The organism is Microbacterium sp. KR10-403, assembly GCF_040196215.1.
Taxonomy (GTDB): Bacteria; Actinomycetota; Actinomycetes; order Actinomycetales; family Microbacteriaceae; genus Microbacterium.
This window is the reverse complement of sequence record NZ_JBEGDC010000002.1, coordinates 318,033-339,760: the sequence shown is the minus strand read 5'-3', so window position 1 is coordinate 339,760 and position 21,728 is coordinate 318,033. Positions and strand designations below refer to the sequence as shown.

The 21,728-nt window shown below is 71.5% G+C and carries 17 protein-coding genes; 9 read left to right on the top strand and 8 right to left on the bottom strand.

What is annotated here, in order from left to right; translation table 11 throughout:
- The gene (locus ABMQ42_RS05245; RefSeq protein WP_349721799.1) at positions 1–276 is read right to left on the bottom strand and encodes an HPr family phosphocarrier protein; all 276 of its coding nucleotides are present in this window, start codon (positions 274–276) and stop codon (positions 1–3) included.
- Positions 273–608 (bottom strand): PTS sugar transporter subunit IIB, encoded by a 336-nt coding sequence (locus ABMQ42_RS05240; RefSeq protein WP_349721798.1) that lies wholly within the window; start codon positions 606–608, stop codon positions 273–275. The genes ABMQ42_RS05245 and ABMQ42_RS05240 overlap by 4 nt, the downstream gene beginning before the upstream one ends.
- A gap of 140 nt (positions 609–748) precedes the next feature.
- On the opposite strand from ABMQ42_RS05240, the gene ABMQ42_RS05235 reads away from it, so the two are divergent.
- A complete protein-coding gene (locus ABMQ42_RS05235; protein WP_349721797.1) occupies positions 749–2,662 on the top strand; it encodes a BglG family transcription antiterminator in 1,914 nt (637 codons plus the stop codon).
- Positions 2,663–2,890: 228 nt separating this feature from the next.
- On the opposite strand, the gene ABMQ42_RS05230 is transcribed toward ABMQ42_RS05235, so the two are convergent.
- The 3 genes from ABMQ42_RS05230 to ABMQ42_RS05220 form a co-directional block, all read right to left on the bottom strand.
- Positions 2,891–3,475 (bottom strand): GNAT family N-acetyltransferase, encoded by a 585-nt coding sequence (locus ABMQ42_RS05230; RefSeq protein WP_349721796.1) that lies wholly within the window; start codon positions 3,473–3,475, stop codon positions 2,891–2,893.
- A 254-nt stretch (positions 3,476–3,729) separates the two neighbouring features.
- Complete coding sequence (locus ABMQ42_RS05225; RefSeq protein WP_349721795.1) at positions 3,730–5,415, bottom strand: phospho-sugar mutase; 1,686 nt, start codon at positions 5,413–5,415, stop codon at positions 3,730–3,732.
- A complete protein-coding gene (locus tag ABMQ42_RS05220; protein WP_349721794.1) occupies positions 5,415–6,239 on the bottom strand; it encodes a purine-nucleoside phosphorylase in 825 nt (274 codons plus the stop codon). The genes ABMQ42_RS05225 and ABMQ42_RS05220 overlap by 1 nt, the downstream gene beginning before the upstream one ends.
- Before the next feature lie 135 nt (positions 6,240–6,374).
- Between ABMQ42_RS05220 and ABMQ42_RS05215 the strand changes: the two genes are divergently transcribed.
- From ABMQ42_RS05215 to ABMQ42_RS05200, 4 genes are all read left to right on the top strand, one after another.
- A complete protein-coding gene (locus ABMQ42_RS05215; RefSeq protein ID WP_502884620.1) occupies positions 6,375–7,820 on the top strand; it encodes an NAD(P)H-quinone dehydrogenase in 1,446 nt (481 codons plus the stop codon).
- Between the two features lie 503 nt (positions 7,821–8,323).
- Positions 8,324–12,208, top strand: a complete 3,885-nt coding sequence (locus tag ABMQ42_RS05210; protein ID WP_349721793.1) for an exo-alpha-sialidase — start codon at positions 8,324–8,326, stop codon at positions 12,206–12,208.
- A gap of 68 nt (positions 12,209–12,276) precedes the next feature.
- Entirely contained in the window at positions 12,277–12,885 is a 609-nt protein-coding gene (locus ABMQ42_RS05205; protein ID WP_349721792.1) for a hypothetical protein, read from the top strand.
- 20 nt (positions 12,886–12,905) lie between these two features.
- Positions 12,906–13,955, top strand: a complete 1,050-nt coding sequence (locus ABMQ42_RS05200) for a COG1361 family protein (RefSeq protein WP_349721791.1) — start codon at positions 12,906–12,908, stop codon at positions 13,953–13,955.
- A gap of 138 nt (positions 13,956–14,093) precedes the next feature.
- On the opposite strand, the gene ABMQ42_RS05195 is transcribed toward ABMQ42_RS05200, so the two are convergent.
- From ABMQ42_RS05195 to ABMQ42_RS05185, 3 genes are all read right to left on the bottom strand, one after another.
- Positions 14,094–14,663, bottom strand: a complete 570-nt coding sequence (locus tag ABMQ42_RS05195) for a hypothetical protein (RefSeq protein WP_349721790.1) — start codon at positions 14,661–14,663, stop codon at positions 14,094–14,096.
- A gap of 101 nt (positions 14,664–14,764) precedes the next feature.
- A complete protein-coding gene (locus ABMQ42_RS05190) occupies positions 14,765–16,531 on the bottom strand; it encodes an acetyl/propionyl/methylcrotonyl-CoA carboxylase subunit alpha (RefSeq protein WP_349721789.1) in 1,767 nt (588 codons plus the stop codon).
- Between the two features lie 78 nt (positions 16,532–16,609).
- Complete coding sequence (locus ABMQ42_RS05185) at positions 16,610–17,257, bottom strand: Maf family protein (protein ID WP_349722084.1); 648 nt, start codon at positions 17,255–17,257, stop codon at positions 16,610–16,612.
- Positions 17,258–17,332: 75 nt separating this feature from the next.
- Here ABMQ42_RS05185 and ABMQ42_RS05180 point away from each other — a divergent pair, with 75 nt between their 5' ends.
- The 4 genes from ABMQ42_RS05180 to ABMQ42_RS05165 are packed head-to-tail and all read left to right on the top strand — an operon-like array spanning position 17,333 to position 21,619.
- Entirely contained in the window at positions 17,333–18,622 is a 1,290-nt protein-coding gene (locus ABMQ42_RS05180; RefSeq protein ID WP_349721788.1) for a class I SAM-dependent RNA methyltransferase, read from the top strand.
- 36 nt (positions 18,623–18,658) lie between these two features.
- Positions 18,659–19,321: a response regulator gene (locus ABMQ42_RS05175; protein ID WP_349721787.1), complete on the top strand. Its 663-nt coding sequence runs from the start codon at positions 18,659–18,661 to the stop codon at positions 19,319–19,321.
- Positions 19,311–20,558, top strand: a complete 1,248-nt coding sequence (locus ABMQ42_RS05170) for a sensor histidine kinase (protein WP_349721786.1) — start codon at positions 19,311–19,313, stop codon at positions 20,556–20,558. Before ABMQ42_RS05175 ends, ABMQ42_RS05170 begins: the two co-directional genes overlap by 11 nt.
- Complete coding sequence (locus tag ABMQ42_RS05165; protein ID WP_349721785.1) at positions 20,555–21,619, top strand: hypothetical protein; 1,065 nt, start codon at positions 20,555–20,557, stop codon at positions 21,617–21,619. The genes ABMQ42_RS05170 and ABMQ42_RS05165 overlap by 4 nt, the downstream gene beginning before the upstream one ends.
- Positions 21,620–21,728 lie beyond the last annotated feature (109 nt).

Below are 21,728 nucleotides of genomic sequence, written 5' to 3'. Positions count from 1 at the left end.
TCACTCCGCGTCGAAGTCGGTCGCGAGCAGCTCGGTGAGGGAGTCCACGATTCCCTCGGCGCCGTCGCCGTCGGCCGTCAGGGTGACCTCGTCGCCCTGGTCGATCCCCAGCGAGATCACACCGAGGATGCTCGCCGCGTTCACCGGCTTCGCATCGCCCTTGGCGATCGTCACCGGGATGCCCGCGTTCTTCGCCGCCTGCGCGAAGAGCTTCGCGGGGCGCGCGTGCAGTCCGTGGGCCGAGCCGATCCGCACGGTCTTGGTCGCCTGGCTCATGAGGAGGTCCTCTCGTCGTGGGTGGTGGTGGATCCGTCGGCGGCCTCGGCGAGAGCGAAGGCGCGCTCGCCGTCCCGGTCGCCGAAGATGTCGTCGGGCAGCATCGCGACGCGCACGCCGCGGACCGCGGCATCCCGCCGCACGTCGTCCATGCGATCGGCCAGGTGCGGGCCGACCAGCAGCACGTCGGTGCCGTCGAGGCAGTCGGGGTAGGAGGACAGACCCGCCGCGTGCGCGGTGTGGTCGAGGCCCCGCGTCGCGATGGCGCCGCGCAGGCGCTGGGCGACGAACGTGCTCGACGCGCCGGCCCCGCACATGACGGTGATCCTCATCGGTCATCCTCCTGACGCCCATTGTGCTGAGGTCGCCCACGCGGGACAACCACTTCTGTTTCCGCAGGGGCGGAAAGACGCCCGATCGTGATTGACTGGGATCGCGGCATCCCCCCACCGTGCCGTGAGGAGCGGCCACGATGACCAGAGCGCGACAGGATCGCCTGCTCGGACTGCTGGTGCGCCAGGGCGACTGGGTCACGGCCGGTCGGCTCGCCGACGCCCTCGGGGTGACGCCGCGCAGCGTGCGCTCGTACGTGACCGCGCTGAACGGCCGGGTCTCGGGCGGAGCCGCCGTCGAGTCGGGACCGCAGGGCTATCGGGCGGGCGCCGAGGCCGCGTCGGCTCTGACGGTGCCGACGATGGATGCCGCGGCTCCGCGCGACCGGCTGCACGCGCTGATCCGCGCATTGCTCGACGATGCGACCGGCATCGATGTGCACGAGACCGCCGACCGCCTGCACGTGTCGGAGGGCACGGTCGAGGCGGACCTCGGTCGCGTCCGGTCGCTGCTGACCGGGACGACCCTGGTGCTCTCGCGGTCGGGCTCGCGCATGCGGCTGTTCGGGGCCGAGAGCGCGCAGCGCCGGCTGATGAGCAGACTGGTGCACGAGGAGATGGATGCCGCGGCCTTCGACGCGCACGGCATGCGGCGCGTGCTCGGCGAGGACTCGCTGGGCGCCGACGTGCACGGATCGTTCGAGACCGCGCTGCGCTCGGCGCTGGGAGCCCGGGGCTACTTCATCAACGAGTTCGGCATCGCCGACGTGCTCATGCACATCGCCATCGCCGCAGACCGGGTCGCGCACGGGCGGGCGCTCGACACGGCGGGCGAACCGTCCGGCGAGGCGGCCGACGAGATCGCCGACCTGATCGGCACGCTCGTGCAGGAGCATCTGGGCGTGAGCCTCGGGCGCGGCGACCGGCAGCACCTGGCCATGCTGATCCTGACCCGGGTCGTGACGCCGGGGCCGGGCGTGGCATCCGCGCCCCTGCTGGATCCCGAGGTCGAGGACGCCGTGCGCGACCTGGTGACGGCGGCCGCCGAGGAGTTCCTCGTCGACCTCGTGCACGAGGACTTCATCCGGCGGCTGGCGATGCACGTGCAGAACCTGCGGCGGCGGGCCGCGGCCGAGGCGTGGTCGCGCAATCCGCTCGCGCGGTCGCTGAAGTCGACGTACCCGATGATCTTCGACATCGCCGTGTCGATCGCGGGAGGCCTGGGCGAGCGGCTCGGCATGACGCTGCCCGACGACGAGATCGCGTACATCGCGATGCACGTGGGTGGGAGGCTCGAGCGCAGCCGGCGCGCCGAGCAGCTGCTCACGGCCACGATCGTGTGCCCCGGATACTACGAGCTGCACGAGCTGCTGCGCTCGTCGGTCGACCGCTCGCTGGGTCAGGCGATCGAGGTCGTCGACCTGCAGACGCGCATGGATCCCGACTGGGCCGCGATCGACACCGACCTGGTGCTCACGACCGTCGACGCGCCGCCCGCGGTCGAGCGCGCGGTGCGCATTCAGCCGTTCCTCACCGACGCCGACGTCGAGCGCGTGCAGGCGGCGGCCTCGCGCATCCGTCGCGGACGGCGGCTCGCCCGCCTGCGCCGCGAGCTCGAGCGCTACTTCGACCCGGCGGCGTTCACGCCGTCGCTGGCGGCGCGCAGCGAGGAAGAGGTCATCCGGTCGCTCGGTGCCCGCCTCGTGGCGCTGGGCGTGGTCGACGACGACTACGTCGCGCGTTCTCTGGAGCGCGAGCGGCTCTCATCGACCGCGTTCACCGACGCACTGGCCGTGCCGCACGCGATCGGCATGACCGCGTCGCGCACCGTGATCGCGGTGGGCATCGCCGACCCGTCGATCCCGTGGGGCGACTCGCGCGTGCAGGTCGTGGCGATGGTCGCCTTCTCGGAGGCCGACCGCGAGGCGTTCCAGACCGTGTTCGAGCAGCTCGTCGAGGTCTTCAGCGAGCATGAGTCGGTGGCGCGCATCGTGCGCCGCGCGGGCGACTTCTCGTCGTTCCTCGACGAGCTCGTCGCCGTCATCGACGGGTAGTCGCGGCCCGCCGTCTCGCCCGCTCGCGCTGTCGTGTTCGGCTCGCGCTGCTGCTTCTTGCTCGCGCGGGTGTCTTCGCGTGGGCGGTTCTGCTCGCGCGGGGGTATTCGTCGGCAGTCGATCCGTCGCGCTATCGTTCTTCGCCGTCGCGCCTGCGAATCTCGGGCGCGGACGTCGGAAACGGGCGCGCGAGCGCGGCCGCGGCATCCCGACCCGTCGTCTGGTGGGTCAGTACCGCTCGAGCTTGGCGAGCAGCCCGCGCCGCACGGCCGGCCACTCGTGGGGGAGGATCGAGTACATCACGGTGTCGCGCAGCGTGCCGTCGGCCAGGATGCGCGCGTTGCGGCGCACCCCGTCGAGCTTGGCGCCGAGGCGCTCGATCGCGGCGCGCGACTGGCGGTTGTGCCAGTGCGTGCAGAACTCCACGGCGATGGCGTCGCACTGCTCGAACGCGTGGGTGAGCAGCGCGAGCTTCGCGGCCGTGTTGACCTCGGTGCGCTGCGTCTCGATGCCGAGCCAGGTGTGACCGATCTCGACGTGGCGGTTCGGCTGGTCGATGTTGCAGTAGGTCGTCATGCCGACGATGCGGCCGGTCGCCAGGCGCCGCACCGCGAAGGGGTTCATGTGTCCCTCGTCGCGCCAGCGCAGGCGCTGGGCGATCTCCGCCGCGACCTCCGACGGCGCGGGCACGCTCGTGTACCAGGCCGTCTCGAGCCCGACGGCCGCCTCGGTCAGGTCGCCGATATGGGCCTCGCTGAGCGGCTCGAGGCGGACGAACGGATTCTCCAGGGTGACGCTCTGCGCGAATTCCACGCCCCGATCCTATTGCGCCGAGGTCGCACGAGAATCCGCGAGATCGCACGTGTTCTCGCGAGATTCGGTGCGACCTCGCGAGATTCGGTGCGACCTCGCGAAATACCGTGCGACCTCGCGGAGGGGCAGCGCGCGGGGCACACGGCGTGAGGGCGCGGAGCCCACGGCGCGCGGGGCGCACGGCGCGCGGGGCGCACGGCGCGCGGGGCGCACGGCGCGGGGCGCGGGGCGCACGGCCCGGAGCGTGAGACGCGTCAGCGCGCGTGCGCGTCGAGCAGCGCCGAGACCGCGTCGCGGAGCGCCGCGAGGCGGGATGCCGCATCCTCCGCGGCATCCCCCTGCACATCCAGGTACGCCTTGAGCTTGGGCTCGGTGCCCGACGGCCGCACGAGCACGCGCCCGGCACCGGCGAGCCGCAGCCGAAGCATGTCGGTCGGCGGCAGCCCTTCGAGGCCCTCGGCGAAGTCGTCGACGCCGTCGACCTCGACCGTCCCCAGCCGGAACGGCGGATCGGCACGCAGCCCCTGCATGATCCGGCCGATCACCGACAGATCGTCGACGCGCAGCGACACCTGATCGCTCGCGAACGCGCCGAACGTCTCGTCGAACTCCTCGAGCAGCTCGGCGAGCGTGTTCCCCTCGGCGCGCGCCTCGGCGGCGAGGTGCAGTATCGCGACCGCCGCCGAGATGCCGTCCTTGTCGCGCACGACCTCGGGATCGACGAGGTAGCCGAGCGCCTCCTCGAAGCCGTACAGCAGCCCGGGAGAGCGCGAGATCCACTTGAACCCGGTCAACGTCGCGTGGAAGGCGAGTCCGTAGTGCTCGGCGACGGCCTTCAGGCCGGGTGACGAGACCACCGAGCAGGCGAGCGAGGCGCCGGCCGCGGCATCCACCGCCGCCGCGGCGCGGGCGGCGCGCCAGCCCAGCAGCAGCCCGACCTCGTTGCCGCCGAGGCGTCGCCATCCGCCCTCGCTGTCGGGCGAGGGGATGCCGACGGCCAGGCGGTCCGCGTCGGGGTCGTTCGCGATCACGAGCTCGGCGTCGGCGTCGCGCGCGGCCTGGAACGCGAGGTCCATCGCCCCGGGCTCCTCGGGGTTCGGGAACGACACCGTCGGGAACGCGCCATCGGGCTCGATCTGCGCCGACACCGTCACCGGCTGCGGGTATCCCGCGGCCTCGATGACGCGCGACGCGGTCTCCCATCCCACCCCGTGCATCGCGGTGTACACCCAGCGCAGGCCCTCGGCGCCCGACGGCGCGGGACCGACCGCCGCCGTCGCGGCGACGTAGTCGTCGAGCACGCTCTCGGGCGCCGTCTCGTAGCCGGTCGAGCGCGGCAACTCGCTGACGGTCTGCGCGTCGGCGACGCGCTGGATGTGCGCCGCGATCTCGGCGTCGGCGGGCGAGACGATCTGCGATCCCTGGTCCTCGCCGCCCAGATACACCTTGTACCCGTTGTCGTCGGGAGGGTTGTGGGATGCCGTGACCATGACCCCCGCGTCGGCGCCGAGGTGCCGCACGGCGAAGGCCAGCACGGGCGTGGGCAGCAGCCGCGGCAGCAGGATCGTGCGGAGACCTGCGCCGGCGAACAGCTCGGCCGAGTCGGTGGCGAACACCTGCGAGTTGCGGCGGCCGTCGTATCCGATCACGACGGCGGGCGGGGCATCCGGTCCGCCCTTCTCGTTCAGGTACGCGGCGAGCCCGGCGGCCGCCTGCGCCACGAGCACCCGGTTCATCCGCTTCGAGCCCGCACCGAGCCGGCCGCGCAGCCCCGCCGTGCCGAACACGAGCCGGCCGTCGAACCGGTCGGCGAGATCGGCCTGCGCGTCGGCGTCGCCGCTCGTCGCCTGCTCGATCAGATCGCGCAGCTCGGCGCGGGTCTGCCCGTCCGGATCCTGCGCCAGCCACGCCTGCGCGCGCTGGAGAACCTCGTCGTCCATCAGATCGCCTCCACGACCCGGGCCAGCAGCCCGGAGATCACAGGCTCGGCGTCGCGGCCGGCCTGCAGCACCTCTTCATGGCTCAGCGGTGTCTCCTGGATGCCCGCGGCCAGGTTGGTGATGAGCGAGAAGCCGAGCACCTCCATGCCGGCCTCACGCGCAGCGATCGCCTCGAGTGCCGTGGACATGCCGACGATGTCACCGCCGATGATGCCGGCCATGCGCACCTCGGCGGGGGTCTCGTAGTGCGGCCCGCGGAACTGGCAGTACACGCCCTCGGCCAGGCTCGGGTCGATGGTGCGGGCGAGGTCGCGCAGCCGCTGGGCGTAGAGGTCGGTGAGGTCCACGAACGTGGCCCCTTCGAGGGGGGATGCCGCGGTCAGGTTGATGTGGTCGCTGATGAGCACCGGTGCGCCCGGCGTGTAGCTGCGGTTGACGCCGCCGGCGCCGTTGGTGAGCACCATGATCGACGCGCCCGTGGCGGCGGCGGTGCGCACCGAGTGCACCACCCGACGCACGCCGTGCCCCTCGTAGAAGTGCGTGCGCGCGCCGATGACGAGCACGCGCTTGCCGGACGGGGTCAGGATGCTGCGCAGGGTGCCCGGGTGCCCTTCGAGCGCCGGCTTGCTGAAGCCGGTGACCTCGGTCGCGGGAACGGTGACGGTGGTCTCGCCGACGAGGTCGGCCGCCTTGCCCCATCCGCTGCCGAGGGTGAGGGCGATGTCATGCCGCTCGACGCCGGTGAGCCGGGCGATGTCGGCGGCCGCGATGCGGGCGATCTCGAACGGATCGGCGGCGGGGTCGTCCAACGGGTTGTCGATCATCCCCCCACGGTAGCGCCGGGCACCCCCACTTGCCGAGATCGCATCTGTTTCGCCGAGGTCGCATGGGTTTCCGCGAGGTCGCGCGCCCGCGCGCCCGGTTTCGGCTCAGACGCGATGACTGAGAGAATGGAGGTCATGGTCTTGAGCTTCGAGCGCACCCAGTCCGTCGCGGTCCTCGGCGGTGGTCCCGGCGGGTACGAGGCGGCGCTGGCCGCAGCACGGCTCGGCGCCGAGGTGACGCTCGTCGAGCGCGCCGGCGTCGGCGGGTCCGCGGTGATCACTGACGTCGTGCCGTCCAAGAGCCTCATCGCCACGGCCGACGCGGCGAGTTCGATCGCCCAGGCCTCCGATCTCGGGGTGCAGCTGTTCGCGAAAGGCAAGGAGGGCAAGCCCCTCAAGCCCGAGATCGCGATCAACCTCGCCGCCGTGAACCATCGCCTCCTCTCGCTGGCGCGCCAGCAGTCCGACGACATGCGCGCGGCGCTCGTCGAGGCGGGTGTGCGCATCATCTCCGGGCACGGGCGCCTCGAGGGACGCAACGCCATCATCATCTCGACGGCGCCCGGGGGCACCGACTTCGACCGGGTCGAGGCGGACACGATCGTCGTCTCGGTGGGCGCCGCCCCCCGCGAGCTGCCGAGCGCCCAGCCCGACGGCGAGCGCGTGCTCACCTGGACGCAACTGTACGACATGAAGCGACTTCCCGAGCATCTCATCGTGGTCGGCTCGGGCGTCACCGGTGCGGAGTTCGCCGGTGCCTACATGAACCTCGGTGCGGAGGTGTCGCTGGTCTCGAGCCGCGACCAGGTGCTGCCCGGCGAAGACAAGGACGCCGCAGCGGTCCTCGAGAAGGTGTTCAAGAGAGGCGGGATGCATCTCCTGTCGAAGTCGCGTGCCGAGAAGGTCGTCAACACCGGCGACGGCGTCGAGGTCACGCTCACCGACGGCCGTGTGGTCACCGGCAGTCACTGCCTGATGGCGGTCGGGTCGATCCCGAACACGCGGGGGATCGGCCTCGAAGACGCCGGTGTCCAGATGACCGACTCCGGCCACATTCAGGTCAACCGGGTGGCGCGCACCTCGGTGCCCAACATCTACGCGGCCGGCGACTGCACGACCTTCGTTCCGCTGGCCTCGGTCGCCTCCATGCAGGGCCGCACGGCCGTGTTCCATGCGCTCGGCGACGTCGTGATCCCGCTGGAGCGCCGGCGCATCGCCTCGAACATCTTCACCGCCCCCGAGATCGCGACGGTGGGCTGGCAGGAGGCCGACATCGAGGCAGGGCTGATCAACGGCATCGTGCACAAGCTGCCGCTGTCGGGCAACCCGCGCGCGAAGATGATGGGCATCAAGGACGGCTTCGTCAAGATCATCGCGCGCACCGGCAGCGGCACCGTGATCGGCGGCGTCATCGTCGGCCCGCGCGCCTCGGAGATGATCTATCCGATCGCCATCGCGGTCGAGCGGCGCCTGTCGGTCGACCAGCTCTCGCGCGTGTTCGCGGTGTACCCGTCGCTGTCGGGCATGATCACCGACGTCGCCAACGCCATGCACGTCACCAACTCTCCCGACGAGTCCTGACCCGCGGCTCGGTCGTTCGGGACGGGATGCCGCGGCCGCGGCCGCAACATCACCCGGTGATCGTCACGTCCGACGGGTCGCAGTGACGCGGCACCGCGGCATCCCCTCCTCCCTTCTGTTCAGCAGTCGGTATCTGCAACCTCGTCCGACGAAGAGCCGCAGAAATCGACTGCTGAACCGAGGGACGCAGCTTGCTGAAGCGGCCACTGCGGTGCCGGCATCCACCTGCGTCAGGAGAGTGGACGCCGCGGCCTGCACCGGGCGTCGGCAGAGGCCGAGACCCTCACCGTGAGGAGACTCTCATGATCGCCGCGAGGCCGTGACCGTGGCATCCACGGGCCTCCGCGGACCTCGTGCGGAGAAATACGAAGGAATCTTTACAAACCCCATTGCGCCCGTCTGCTCCCTCCCGGTATCGTGCCCGACAACATCAGATGTCGTTCATCAGATGTCCCAATGTCCGCGGCGTCGTCGCCGCGGACCGCACCGGAAAGAGAGAGCCTATGACGTCTCGCATTCTGAGGGTCGTGACCGCGGGAGCGGTCGCGTGCGCGTTCATCGCACCCTTATCCGCGACCGCCGCACGCGCCGCCGAAACCGACTACACCGAGCAGGTCCTCGCCGTCGGCGTGGGCGGCACGAGCAACCAGACGGCCCCCTGGGGCCAGGAGCTGGGAGCGTTCTACAACTATCGGATCCCCGCCGTCGTGCAGCTGAACGACGGTGACATCCTCGTCTCCTACGACGGCCGGCCGACCGGGGAGGACGCGCCCGGACCGAACTCGATCGTGCAGCGTCGTTCCACCGACGGCGGCAAGACGTGGGGTCCCGAGACGTACATCCACGCGGGCCACGTCGATGACCCCACGGTGTCCGACGACGCGAAGTCGGGTTACTCCGATCCGGCCTACGTGTACGACAAGCAGACGGGCACGCTCTTCAACTTCCACGTCTACTCGAAGGACGCGGGCTTCGTGGCCGGCGGCTACGGTGACGACGACAGCGACCGCAACGTCCTGAGCGCCGAGGTGTCGGTCTCCACCGACGACGGCGAGACCTGGGAGCACCGCCTCATCACGAGCTCGTTCAAGACGGACGACCTGCGCGCCGCGTTCGCCAGCTCGGGTCACGGCATCCAGATCGTGCACGGGAAGTACGCGGGGCGCCTGGTGCTGCAGTTCGCCGGTGCCTTCTCCGACGCGACGCAGAAGGCGTTCTCGCTCTACTCCGACGACCACGGCGCCACCTGGAAGCGCGGCGGCACCGTGGGCACGAACATGGACGAGAACAAGGTCGTCGAGCTCTCCGACGGCACGCTCATGCTCAACTCGCGCATCCACTCGGGCACGAAGGCGCGCTATGTCGCCACCTCAACCGACGGCGGCGAGAGCTGGAGCGAGCTGACGGTGGACTCGACGCTCGTCGACCCGGTGAACAACGCCTCGATCATCCGCAAGAACGCCGACGCCGACCCCGACAGCCGCGAGGCCAAGGAGCTGCTGTTCAGCAACGCGGCCTTCACGACCAGCCGCACGAACGGCACCGTGCGCTATTCGTGCGACGACGGCAAGACGTGGCCGGTCGAGCGCGTGTTCGCGTCCGGCGGCATGTCGTACTCCGACCTGGTCGCCCTCGACGACGGCACCTACGGCCTCTTCTACGAGGGCGAGAACGGTGAGCTTCGGTACGCCTCGTTCACCGAGGACTGGCTCAACCCGTTCTGCGCGAACATCTCGCCGGTGACGCTCGATGTGACCTCGGGCGTGACGGCGACGGCCGAGGTGACCATCCGCAACGACGATGATCGGTCGCTTCCGGCGGGCGACGTCACGGCGACCGTCGCCGACGGCTGGACGGTGAGCACCGCGCACACGCCCGCGCTCGCTCCCGGTGAGCAGGCGAAGGTCTCGCTGGAGATCACCGCCCCGGCCACGCAGCGCGTGACCACCTCGGCGATCCCGGCCGACGTCAAGATCACCGCGGGCGACTACTCGCTGCGCGGCAGTCTCGACGTCAACGTGACGAAGGGCTCGACGGTTCCCGGTGAGAACGGCGACCACGGCGTGCGCAGCTGCCTCGATGACCAGAGCGACCCGGCCGCCGACGCGCCGGTGACCCTGAACATGGTGACCAACTGCAGCTTCGAGACGAACGACTTCGTCTCCTCGGCGCGTGACTGGGAGTTCTTCGGGGCCAGCAAGACGTCGCACCTGGCGACCGAGACCCTGTCGGACGGCACGGAGAACACCTACGCGCTCATCGACACCGGAGCGATCGACAACCACATCTGGCAGTCCGTGCCCACCCAGCCCGGCAAGACCTACGTGGTCTCCGCGGACGTGAAGGTCGACGCCGACGGCGCCCACACCCCCTCGAGCGTCTTCCTGACGGCGAAGGGCCAGAAGCCGGACGGGACGCAGAACCAGGCCGCGACCACGCAGCTGACCACCGCCGAGCTGACCGATGCGACCACATGGACGCGCAAGACGTTCACGTTCACCGCGGTGAACTGGAACACCCTCGTGGGCGTCATCAAATGGGCCGCGCAGGACGCCGAGAAGAACGTGACGAACACGACGATCGCCATGGACAACCTGACGGTCTACGAGCAGGAGTCCTACGACCTGGTGTGGAGCGACGAGTTCGACGGCTCGGCCCTCGACCAGAACTCGTGGGGCTACGAGCTCGGGAACGTGCGCGGCAACGAGCAGGAGCACTACTCGTCTGACGCTGAGAACGTGAACGTGTCCGACGGTGCACTGCACCTGACGGCGACCGATCGTCCGGCGGCCGACCAGTACAAGAACACGGCGCGCTGGGGCACCAACGCCCGCACCGTGAAGTACAACTCGGGTTCGGTGCGCACCGAGGGGCGTGAGGAGTTCCTCTACGGACGCGTCGAGGCGCGGATCAAGGCGCCCCAGGGCAAGGGCGCGTTCCCCGCGTTCTGGATGCTGGGAGCCGATTTCCCCCTGGACGGCCGGGTCAACACGGAGCAGGGGTACGGATGGCCCTCGACGGGTGAGACCGACATCATGGAGATGATCGGCGCCCCCACCGAGCAGCGGGCGGCAGAGGGCGAGACGGCCAAGAGCGGCACCTCGAACTCCGTCGCCTACGGCACGCCGCACTTCTACTACACCGGCGGCGATGCGGACGGCGACGGCTCGTACGCGCCGACCGCGCTGGGCGGCAACCTGACGACGGCCGACAAGCTGGCCGACGGGTACCACGTGTACGGGATCGACTGGACGCCCGACTACCTCGCCTGGTACGTCGACGGGGTCGTGTACAACATCATGTACTTCCCGACCGACGCGACGACGGCCGCCGGCAACCAGGCGTTCGTCTCCAGCGAGGTGGCGCGCTTCCAGGCTGCTGCCGACTCACTGAACCGGCCGCAGTACCTGCAGCTGAATCTGGCGACGGGCGGCAACTGGGCGGGCGACGCGAGCGACCACCTGGGCGAGGACGGCACGAATATGACGGTCGACTGGGTGCGCTACTACCGCAGCGCGGCCCAGACCGAGGCGGCCGACGCCTACTATGCCGACCAGCCGACGATCGACGGCGCGGGCAACCGCGTCATGGTCGCCGGGCAGGCGGCCGACCTCGTCGACGGCGTGACGACCGACGACGGCTACCACGTCGACTACAGCATCGACAACGAGCCGATGTTCGTGAACGGGGGCGTCGAGGGCGGACGCAACGAGGTCACCCTCGTCGTGGACGACGCGACCGACACCGATGCGCTGACCGCGCTCGCGCCGGGCGTGTACTCGCTGCACTACAGCGCGCTGAAGGACGGCGCGACGTACAGCGGGGCCGTCACTCCCGACGCCCGGGCCGCACGCAAGACGGTGCTGCTGACGGTGCTGCCGGCCGACGGCCTGCACGGCGACGAGGGCGATGCGCTCTCGACGGTGGCGCTGCCCGACGGGTGGACGTGGGTCGACGGCGACCAGGTGATCGGCGGCGCCGACGCGTACGACGTCGTCTTCACGCAGGCCGCCGACACCGTCACCGCCCCGGCCGACCGCCGTGCGCTGACCGTGTCGCTGCCCGCCAGTGCCATCACGCCCGCGCAGACGGGAGCGACGCTCGCGATCGACGCGACGGCATCGACCGTCTGCAAGGGCGGGAAGGCGTACGTCGAGGTCCGCGCCGACAACGGGAACGACGCGGTCGTCGATTACACCTTCGACACCGCGTACGGGACGAAGGCCGTGGAGAACGTGAAGAGCGGCAAGAGCGCGTACCACGCGTTCTCCAGCCGGCTCGTCGACATCCCGGCAGGCGCCGTGACCGTGTCGGCCTCGGCCGACATCGACGGCACCACCGTCACCGCGCAGAAGGAACTGTCGGTCGACGCCCGCACCTGCGGCTGACCGCAGCGGTGGGGCGGCCGAGTCGCCGCCCCACCGGCATCCCCTCTTTCCAGAACCAGGAGAACGAAATGAAGAAGAATCTCGTGCGCGCCTGCGCACTGGCGGCCGGCGTGTTCGTGCTCGGCTCCGTCGCGACGGCGGCCATCGCCGACGACCAGCAGGACGGCGGCGACGTCACCGTCAACGTCGCCATCCCGCAGGTCGAGACGCCGGGGGTGCTCGCCCTGAGTGTCGCCGGCACCTCGGCCACGCTCGCCGAAGACGGCTCCACCGCGCTCGTGCGACAGTTCACCGGCACGCTGCCGGCGGTCACCGTCACCGACACCCGGACCGCCGAGCAGATCCCCGACGGGGCATCGTGGTACGTGCTGGGCACCGCCACCGACTTCGTCGGCACCGACGGGCAGGATGCCATCAGTGCCGACCACCTCGGCTGGTCGCCGGTGCTCGTCGACGGCGGCGAGACGGGCCTGGTCGCCGAGGGCGACCCGGCGGACACGGTCCTCGACGGGGGAGCGGGCCTGGTCGACCAGGAGCTGCTCGTGTCGACCGCTGCGTCCGACGAGGTTGCGTCGGAGGGCAGCTGGACGGCCTCGGCCGGCCTGACCCTGCAGACGCCCGCCGACGTGGCGCCGGGCGACTACTCGTCCACGATCACGCTCTCGCTGTTCGAGTGAGCTGCGGCGCGGTGATCACGATGCGCAGCGCACGACGGCACGCCCGGAACCTGCGGGCGCGCGTGATCGCCGTGCTCCTCATACTGGCCGGCGGGATGAGCGGTGCCCTGCTCATCCCGTCGGCCGCGCTCGCGGCCGACGACGGCGACACGACCGTCACCTGGTCGGTGCGCCCGGCCGACGCGCACGGTGCGGACGGCCGCGCGTGGGTCGAGCTCGCCCTCGACCCCGGGACGCGCGTCACCGAGCATTTCGAGATCTCGAACCTCGGCAAGACCACGGCCACCTTCGCGCTGAGTGCCGCCGACGGATATCTCACCGGCACCGGGCGGTTCAACATGCTTCCCGCATCGCAGCCGTCGACGGACGCCGGCACCTGGATCCACGTGCGCGATGCGATCACCCTCGCCGCCGGCGCGTCGGCGGTCGTCCCGTTCACCGTCACCGTGCCCGACGACGCGCTCGCCGGCGACCATCCCGCGGGCATCGCCGCCTCGGTCGTCTCCACCCGCACGGGCGCCGACGGCGAGCGGGTCGGTGTCGTCAGCCGCGTCGGCTTCCGGGTGATGACCCGGGTGAACGGCGTGGTCACGGCTGCGGTCGCGGCGACGAGGGTGACGACGGCATACGACTACTCCTGGAACCCGTTGCGCCCGGGATCGCTCACCGTGCGGATGCACGTGGCCAACACCGGCGACGTCGCGGTCTCTCTCGGTGACGTCGTCACCGGGCCCGGTCATGTCGTGACGGAGGATGCCGCGACCCCGACGGTGCTCTATCCGGGCGACGAGCGCACGGTGGTTCGCGAGCTCGATGACGTGTGGCCGCTCGTGTCGGTCGGCGGCGAGGTCACGCTGCAGGCCACGCCGACCGGGCCGGACGCACCGGGCGCCGAGCCCGTGACCGTTTCCTTCCGGGCGTGGGCGGTGCCGTGGCCGCAGCTGCTCGTGGCGGTCGGTGCCGCGCTCATCGTGTCGGCGCTGCTGATGAACCGCCGGCGCCGCGCCGCACAGGTGCGCCGGCTCGTCGCCGCCGCGCACGAGGAGGGGCGGCGGTCCGCCCAGGGCTGAGCCGCCGCGGCATCCCTCTTCCTGCCATTCAACAGTCGGTATCTGCGCCCTCGCGCGGCGAAGGGGCGCAGAAGTCGACTGCTGAACCGAGGCGTGTGGAGTCACCCGGCGCCGTGGACGGGACCTGCCGCGCGATCGTCAGGGGGCTTGGAGCACGCTGCCCGGGTCGATCCGCACGAGGAATCCGCCCGGTTCGCCGTGGCTGTCGAGCGTCACGAAGAGCCCCGGGTTCGCGAGCGTGACCTCCAGCAGGGCGCTGACCGGGCAGTCGATGTCGGTCGTGGACGCGGGCTCGGAGGCCATGGCCGTGTCGTCGACGTCGCTGACCGGCGCCAGCGTGACGGTGACAACCGGCGCGCCGGCGCACGAGATCTCGACGGTGTGGTGTCCCGCGAGGACGGTCAGGTCAGCGTTCGACACGGTGTAGGTCTGGCCGGGCGGGCCGAACGATCCTGCGTTCGACGAGCGTGCGCCCCCGACGATCCCGCCGTCGTCGATGTCGAAGTAGTCGACCCACGCGTCGCCCGAGGGATCGGGTGCGGGGGTCGCCACGCTGGGCGCGGCGCTCGGCGCCTGGGCCACCGGATGTGTCGCGCGGGCGGCCGCGACGTCGTCCTCGAAGCTCGGAGTCGGTGCGCATGCCGCGATCGACATACACGCGCCGACGGCCACGGCGACGACGAGAGAACGTGCGACGGTGCAGGTCATGCGCACACTCTATCTGCGGTCGGCCCTCCGCAGACGACGAGGCCGCGGCATCCACCTCTCAAGAGAGGAGGGGATGCCGCGGCCTCGAGATCCGCGTGGCGCTACGCGATCGTCAGCAGCTGATGACCGGCCGAGACCGTGGTGCCGGGGGTGGCGTTGATCGCGGTGATCACGCCGTCCTTGTGGGCCTGGATGGGCTGCTCCATCTTCATGGCCTCGAGCACGAGCACGAGGTCGCCCTTGACGACCTGCTGGCCCTCTTCGACGGCGACCTTGACCACGGTGGCCTGCATCGGCGACTTCACGGCGTCGCCGGCCGCGCCCGCGCTGGCGACCGTGGCGTGCGAGCGGCGCGAGGGCGGGGCCACGGCGGGCCGACCGGCCGCGATGGGGGCTGCCGCGATGCGGTCGGGCAGGCTCACCTCCAGGCGCTTGCCGCCGACCTCGACGACCACGGTGTGGCGCGTCTCGACGGGCTCGGGGTCGCCGATCTCGCCGTCCCACGGGTCGATGTCGTTGACGAACTCGGTCTCGATCCAGCGCGTGTGCACGGCGAAGACGCCGTCCTCGGCGGTGAAGGCGGGGTCGCGCACGACCTTGCGGTCGAACGGCAGCACGGTGGGCAGGCCGCCGACCTCGAACTCGTCGAGCGCGCGGCGAGCGCGCTCGAGGGCCTCGGCGCGGTCGCGTCCGGTGACGACGATCTTCGCGAGCAGCGAGTCGAACGCGCCGCCGACGACGTCGCCCGCGGTCACGCCCGAGTCGAGGCGCACGCCGGGGCCGCCGAACGTCTTGAAGACCCTGATGGGGCCCGGCTGGGGGAGGAATCCGCGGCCCGGGTCCTCGCCGTTGATGCGGAACTCGAACGAGTGGCCGACCGGTTCGGGGTCGTCGTAGTCGAGCGTGCCGCCCTCGGCGATGCGGAACTGCTCGCGTACCAGGTCGAGCCCGGTGACCTCTTCGGAGACGGGATGCTCCACCTGCAGGCGCGTGTTCACCTCGAGGAACGAGACCGTGCCGTCGGCGCCGATGAGGAACTCGCAGGTGCCCGCGCCGACGTAGCCGACCTCGCGCAGGATGGCCTTCGACGACGTGTAGAGCACGTCGCGCTGCGCGTCGGTGAGGAACGGGGCCGGGGCCTCTTCGACGAGCTTCTGGTTGCGGCGCTGCAGCGAGCAGTCGCGCGTGGAGACGACGACGACGTTGCCTTCGGCATCCGCCAGGCACTGCGTCTCGACGTGACGCGGCTTGTCGAGGAACTTCTCCACGAAGCACTCGCCGCGCCCGAACGCGGTGACCGCCTCGCGGGTGGCCGACTCGAACAGCTCGGCGACCTCGTCGAGCTCGCGGGCGACCTTCAGGCCGCGCCCGCCGCCGCCGTAGGCGGCCTTGATCGCGATCGGCAGGCCGAACTCGCGCGCGAACGCGACGACCTCGTCGGCACCCGAGACGGTGCCCTGCGTGCCGGGCGCCAGCGGCGCACCGACCTTCTCGGCGACGTGGCGCGCGGTGACCTTGTCGCCCAGCGCCTCGATGGCGTCGGGCGAGGGGCCGATCCAGACCAGGCCCGCGCCGATGACGGCGCGCGCGAAGTCGGCGTTCTCGGCGAGGAAGCCGTATCCCGGGTGCACGGCGTCGGCGCCCGAACGGCGCGCGACGGAGAGGATCTTGTCGATCGACAGATACGTCTCGGCGCTCGTGGCTCCTTCGAGGGCGTAGGCCTCGTCGGCGAGCTTGGCGTGCAGGGCGTCGCGATCCTGGTCGGCGTACACGGCGACGGAGGACTTTCCGCTGTCGCGTGCGGCTCGGATGATGCGTACGGCGATCTCGCCGCGGTTCGCGATGAGCACCTTGGCGATTTCAGGCATGGACTTCAGCCTACCGAGCGCACTCCCCGCTCTTTTGAGTGCACCACACAAGATAACGGTGGAATTATGTCGGACGATCTACGAGGACGTCCACGTATCCGTCCACCGCACCCCGAGCTCGCGCACGAGCCGGCGCAGCGTCGACAGCGACATCCCGACGACCGTGGACGGGTCGCCGTCCACGCGGTCGATGAACGGCCCGCCCAGGCTGTCGATCGTGAAAGCGCCCGCGACCAGGAGCGGCTCGCCGGTCGCGACGTACGCGGCGATCTCGTCGTCGGTCACGTCGGCCGCGAAGGTGACGGATGCCTCGGCCGACGCGTGGGCTTCGGCCGGGGCGGCACCGGGCCGCAGCCGGTAGACGCTGTGCCCCGAGTGCAGGATGCCCGTGCGCCCGCGCATCTGCTGCCAGCGTGCCGTGGCCACCTCGGGCGTGTACGGCTTGCCGAGGATCTGCCCGTCGAGCACGAACATCGAGTCGCCCCCGATCACCAGGCCGTCGAACGACGGGTCGTCCGCGGCGAGGCGCGCGGCGACGTCGGCGGCCTTCCGGCGGGCGAGCAGCAGCACGTACTCCGCGGGCTCGAGCGCGCGGTTCTCCGCCGCCTCGACCGCGGCGACCACCGCCTCTTCGTCGACCTCGGGGGCGAGGGTTTCGGGATCGATGCCCGACTGCCTCATCAGCATGAGGCGGGCGGGAGAGGTCGAGGCCAGGCACACGCGCATGCCCCCACGGTAGCCGTGATGGGTGGATGCCACGGCCCGCGGCATCCCCACATCCCCGTGTGAAACGATCGGAGCATGCAACCCGGCGATCACATCGAGCTCGACATCACCTCCGCGGCCCATGGCGGTGTGTTCGTCGGGCGGCACGAGGGGCGCGTCGTGTTCGTGCCCGACGCGATCCCGGGCGAGCGGGTGCGGGTGCGCCTCACGCAGACCGGCGAGAAGTCGTTCTGGCGCGGTGAGACCGTCGAGGTTCTGGATGCCTCGCCACACCGTCGCCCGCACGTGTGGCGTCAGGCCGACGTCGACGTCGATCCCGAGCGCCGCCCCGGCGGCGCCGACTTCGGACACATCGCCCTCGACCACCAGCGCGCGCTCAAGCTCGAGGTGCTGCAGGACGCCCTGCACCGCATGGGCGGCGTCGACCTGCCCGTGCGCATGGTGACGATCGACGGCGACGACGGCACCCGCTGGCGCACCCGGGTCAGCCTGCACGTCGACGATGAGGGACGCGTCGGTCCGTATGCGGCGCGCAGCCACCGCGTGATCGAGGTCGACGACCTGCCGCTGGCCACCGCGGCGATCGCGCACGCCGCCGACGACGTGGCACCCGAGGCTCCCGGGCGCATCGACCTCGTCGAGCCCGCCGACGGCCGTGTGCGCGTGCTGGCACGCCCCAAGCACGAGAAGCGCGACGACCGCGCGAACGGCGGCCCCCGCGACAAGCGCCGCGCGCACCGCCCAGCCCCGGCGAAGCGCCGCAATCCCGCCCGCGAGACGATCGTCGAGCGCGTCGGCACCCGCGAGTTCCGGCTCGACGCCGGCGGCTTCTGGCAGGTGCACCGGAGCGCCGCGGCGGCTCTGTCCGACCTCGTGCGCCAGACGCTTCCGGCGCTCGACCCCGAGGCCCTGCACCTCGATCTGTACGGCGGCGTCGGTCTGTTCGCGGCGACCCTCGGCGAGGCCGGCGCGACGCGCATCGTCAGCGTCGAGTCCGATGCACATGCCACCGAGCACGCCGGCGAGAACCTCGCCGAGTGGGTCGGCGCGCGCGCCGAGACCGGACGCGTCGACCGCTGGCTGCCGCAGTTCCGCGAGCAGGCGGGGGAACGCGACCTGGCGCGACTGCGCGACGGCGTCGTGGTGCTCGATCCGCCCCGGTCGGGAGCCGGCGGCGACGTCGTGCGCGAGCTGATGGCGCTGGCTCCGGCATCCATCGTCTACGTCGCCTGCGACCCGGTCGCGCTCGCCCGCGACCTGAAGACCTTCGCCGAGGGCGGGTACGCCGCGGCCTCGGTGACCGCGGTCGACCTCTTCCCGAACTCGCACCACGTCGAGGCCGTCGCGCTGCTGACCCGCGTCTGAGCCGGCGGGCCCCACGCGTCGCGCTACCCTGATGGCATGACGCGAGTGGCCCTCATCGACGACCATGAGTCGGTCCGCCTGGGCCTGGAGGCCGCGTGCGCGCGGGCCGGCGACATGGATGTCGTCTTCTCCGGCAGCTCGGTGACCGGCTACCTTGAGTGGCGCACCCGGACCGGCGCCGCCCCCGCAGACGTGGTCGTGCTCGATCTGACGCTCGGCGACGGCACCACCGTCACCGAGAACGTGCACGCGCTCGTGAGCGACGGGTCGAGCGTGATCATCCACAGCGTCGCCGAGCGGCCCGCCGCCGTGCGTGAGGCGCTCGCCGCCGGCGCCGCCGGGATCGTGAGCAAGTCGTCGCCGATCGACGAGGTCATCGTGGCGGTGCAGGCGGTCGCCAGCGGCGAGCCGCTGAACAACGTCGAGTGGGCCAGCGCCGTCGACGGCGACCGGGCCTTCGCCGACGCGCAGCTGTCGGCGCGCGAGCGCGAGGTGCTGCGCCTGTATGCGACGGGGCTGCCGCTGAAGATCGTCGCCGACCGGCTGGGCATCGCCTACTCGACCGCCAAAGAGAACATCACCCGGGTGCGCGTCAAGTACGTCGACGTGGGGCGGCCGGCTCCGACCAAGGTCGATCTGCTGCGCCGAGCCGTCGAGGACGGCATCCTGACCCCCATCGAAGACGCCGGTGACAGCTGACAGCGACAGGGCCGCGATCGATGCGGCGTGGCGACGCGTTCCGCGCTCGCCGGAGAGTGTCGCGCGCGTCGGGGCGTTCACCCGCACCCGCGTCGAGCGCATCCTCTCCCTGGTCATCGCCGTCGGCTGCGCCGTGCTCGGCGTGCAGGGCCTCATCACCTCGCTGAACACGACCGCGGAGCGTCCCGAGTGGCACCCGGCGATGGAGCTCATCGTCTTCCTCCCGCTCGGGCTGATGCTGCTGGCGTGCGTGGTCGGGCGGTTCCAGCGGGCGCTGGCCGCGGTCTTCGTCGTCATCTACACGGGGGCGCTCGTGATCTGGCCGGTGGCGGCCGCCGGAGTGCCCAGCGAGCCCGAGGTCGAGCCGTGGATCTTCTTCCTGCTCAACGTCGCCACGGTCGCCTCGGTGCTGGCCTTCCCGCTGACCTGGCAGATCGTGTGCACCGTGGTGATCCCGGTGCTGTGGGGCGTGGTGCGCCTGATCCAGGCCGGCTTCGACGCCCGGTACGCGGTCCCGGTCGCGCTCGACGTGTCGTTCGCGCTGATCCTCGGCGGCATCCTGGTGGCGCTGGGATGGATGCTGCGCTCGGTCGCCACGAACGTCGACAACGCCCGTGCGAAGGCGGTGTCGTCGTACGCGGCCGCCGCCGCGGCGGAGGCCACCGAGCAGGAGCGCGTGGCCGTCGGAGCGCTCATGCACGACAGCGTGCTGGCCGCGCTCATCGCCGTGGAGCGCGCCCACACCGACCGCGAGCGCACGCTGGCGGTCGGGATGGCCCGCGAAGCGCTGACCCGCCTGGCCAACGCCGAGTCCGACGCCGGAATGGGGTCGGAGGCCCCCGTCGACGCCGAGACCATCGCACACGAGATCGAGGTCTCCGCCGCCGAGACGGGGGCGGCTCTGCACGTCGACCGCTCGCAGCTCGACGGGGTGCGGCTGCCCGGTGTCGTGGCCCGCGCCCTCGCGCTCGCGGCGACGCAGGCGATCACCAACGCGGTGCAGCACGCCGACGGAGCGGGCCTGCGCGTATCGGTGCACTGCGACCGCAATCCGGTGCGGGTGACCGTGCGTGTGTCCGACTCGGGTGCCGGGTTCGATCCTGCCGCCGTTCCGGCCGATCGGCTGGGCATCCGCGCGTCGATCCACGCGCGCGTGGCGGCGGTCGGGGGCCGGGCGCGCGTGGCGTCGGGCCCGGGCGGCACCCGAGTCATGATGGAGTGGGCGGACACCGCATGAAGATGACGGTCCGCGGCATCCTCACCGCACTCGCCACGGCGTTCGCCGTCTACCTCGCCGCACGCAGCCTGGTGTGGGCGGGCGGCGTCGTCGACCACCCGATGCTCGCGGTGGCCGTGACCGGGGTGTATCTGGTGGTCGTCATCCTCTCGCTCTACGTCGAGGGACGGCCGGTGGCCGCTCACGACGGGGAGAGCGACGGCATGCTCACCGCGGGGCGTCGCGGCCCGACGCGGATGCCCGCCTGGGTGTGCATCGTGGTGCTTCTCGCGTCGGCGGTCATTCCGAACACGGCGGCCGCCGCACTGGCGCTCGAATCGCGGGCCACCTCGTTCGGCACCTGGTACGTGGGTGCGATCGGACTCCTGATGATGGTGACGATGGTGCGCCGCCGCCCGTGGGTCGCGTGGGCGGGCATCGTCATCCTCGCGGTGTCGACGATCGCGTGGCTCGGGTTGCTGCCCGCGCTGACGCTCGGCCTCATCGGATCGTCGATGTGGGTTCTGGCCGCACAGCTGCTGCTGATGTCGATGGACCGTGCGGCCCTCGACGCCGCACGACTGTCCGAGCTGCAGCGGGCGGCGTCGGCCTGGCGCGCGGCGCAGCAGGGCAGGCAGCGCGAGCGGCGCATCCAGGTGCAGCGGGCGCTCGCGGTGGCCGGCCCGATCCTGTCGCGCGCGATCGAGCAGGTGGGACTCCTCGACGAGCGCGAGCGCACCGAGGCGCGCATCGCCGAGGGACAGCTGCGCGACGAGCTGCGCGGCGCGCGGCTGCTCGACGACGGAGTGCGGGCGGAGTTGGATGCCGCACGCCGGCGCGGCGCGACGGTGTCGGTGCTCGACGAGGGCGGGCTGGAGGGCCTCAGCGACGCCGAGCTGCAGCGCATCCGTGCGGAACTGGCCGCCGCGGTGCACGACGCCGTGTCGCAGCGCCTGTACATCCGGTCATCGACGCACCCCGAGATCGCGGTCACCGTCGTGGGGCGCTCCGCGGCGGGGACGCTCCCCGATGAAGACAGTGTGGACCTCTGGCGCGAGATCGCGCGCCCCGCGCGCGGCTGAGCCGCGCGCGGGCAAAGAGAAAGGAGAGGGGCGGCGAAGCCGCCCGCCCCTCTCCTGTGTGTGGACAGTTACCCGAAAACCGTCCACGGTGGCCGAACCTGTGCTCATC

Bases quoted from the DNA above. Each gene is read 5' to 3' on its own strand.
- ABMQ42_RS05245 (WP_349721799.1), bottom strand. From the start codon at position 276: ATGAGCCAGGCGACCAAGACCGTGCGGATCGGCTCGGCCCACGGACTG.
- ABMQ42_RS05240 (WP_349721798.1), bottom strand. From the start codon at position 608: ATGAGGATCACCGTCATGTGCGGGGCCGGCGCGTCGAGCACGTTCGTC.
- ABMQ42_RS05235 (WP_349721797.1), top strand. From the start codon at position 749: ATGACCAGAGCGCGACAGGATCGCCTGCTCGGACTGCTGGTGCGCCAG.
- ABMQ42_RS05225 (WP_349721795.1), bottom strand. From the start codon at position 5,415: ATGGACGACGAGGTTCTCCAGCGCGCGCAGGCGTGGCTGGCGCAGGAT.
- ABMQ42_RS05220 (WP_349721794.1), bottom strand. From the start codon at position 6,239: ATGATCGACAACCCGTTGGACGACCCCGCCGCCGATCCGTTCGAGATC.
- ABMQ42_RS05215 (WP_502884620.1), top strand. From the start codon at position 6,375: ATGGTCTTGAGCTTCGAGCGCACCCAGTCCGTCGCGGTCCTCGGCGGT.
- ABMQ42_RS05210 (WP_349721793.1), top strand. From the start codon at position 8,324: ATGACGTCTCGCATTCTGAGGGTCGTGACCGCGGGAGCGGTCGCGTGC.
- ABMQ42_RS05205 (WP_349721792.1), top strand. From the start codon at position 12,277: ATGAAGAAGAATCTCGTGCGCGCCTGCGCACTGGCGGCCGGCGTGTTC.
- ABMQ42_RS05200 (WP_349721791.1), top strand. From the start codon at position 12,906: ATGCGCAGCGCACGACGGCACGCCCGGAACCTGCGGGCGCGCGTGATC.
- ABMQ42_RS05195 (WP_349721790.1), bottom strand. From the start codon at position 14,663: ATGACCTGCACCGTCGCACGTTCTCTCGTCGTCGCCGTGGCCGTCGGC.
- ABMQ42_RS05190 (WP_349721789.1), bottom strand. From the start codon at position 16,531: ATGCCTGAAATCGCCAAGGTGCTCATCGCGAACCGCGGCGAGATCGCC.
- ABMQ42_RS05185 (WP_349722084.1), bottom strand. From the start codon at position 17,257: ATGCGCGTGTGCCTGGCCTCGACCTCTCCCGCCCGCCTCATGCTGATG.
- ABMQ42_RS05180 (WP_349721788.1), top strand. From the start codon at position 17,333: ATGCAACCCGGCGATCACATCGAGCTCGACATCACCTCCGCGGCCCAT.
- ABMQ42_RS05175 (WP_349721787.1), top strand. From the start codon at position 18,659: ATGACGCGAGTGGCCCTCATCGACGACCATGAGTCGGTCCGCCTGGGC.
- ABMQ42_RS05165 (WP_349721785.1), top strand. From the start codon at position 20,555: ATGAAGATGACGGTCCGCGGCATCCTCACCGCACTCGCCACGGCGTTC.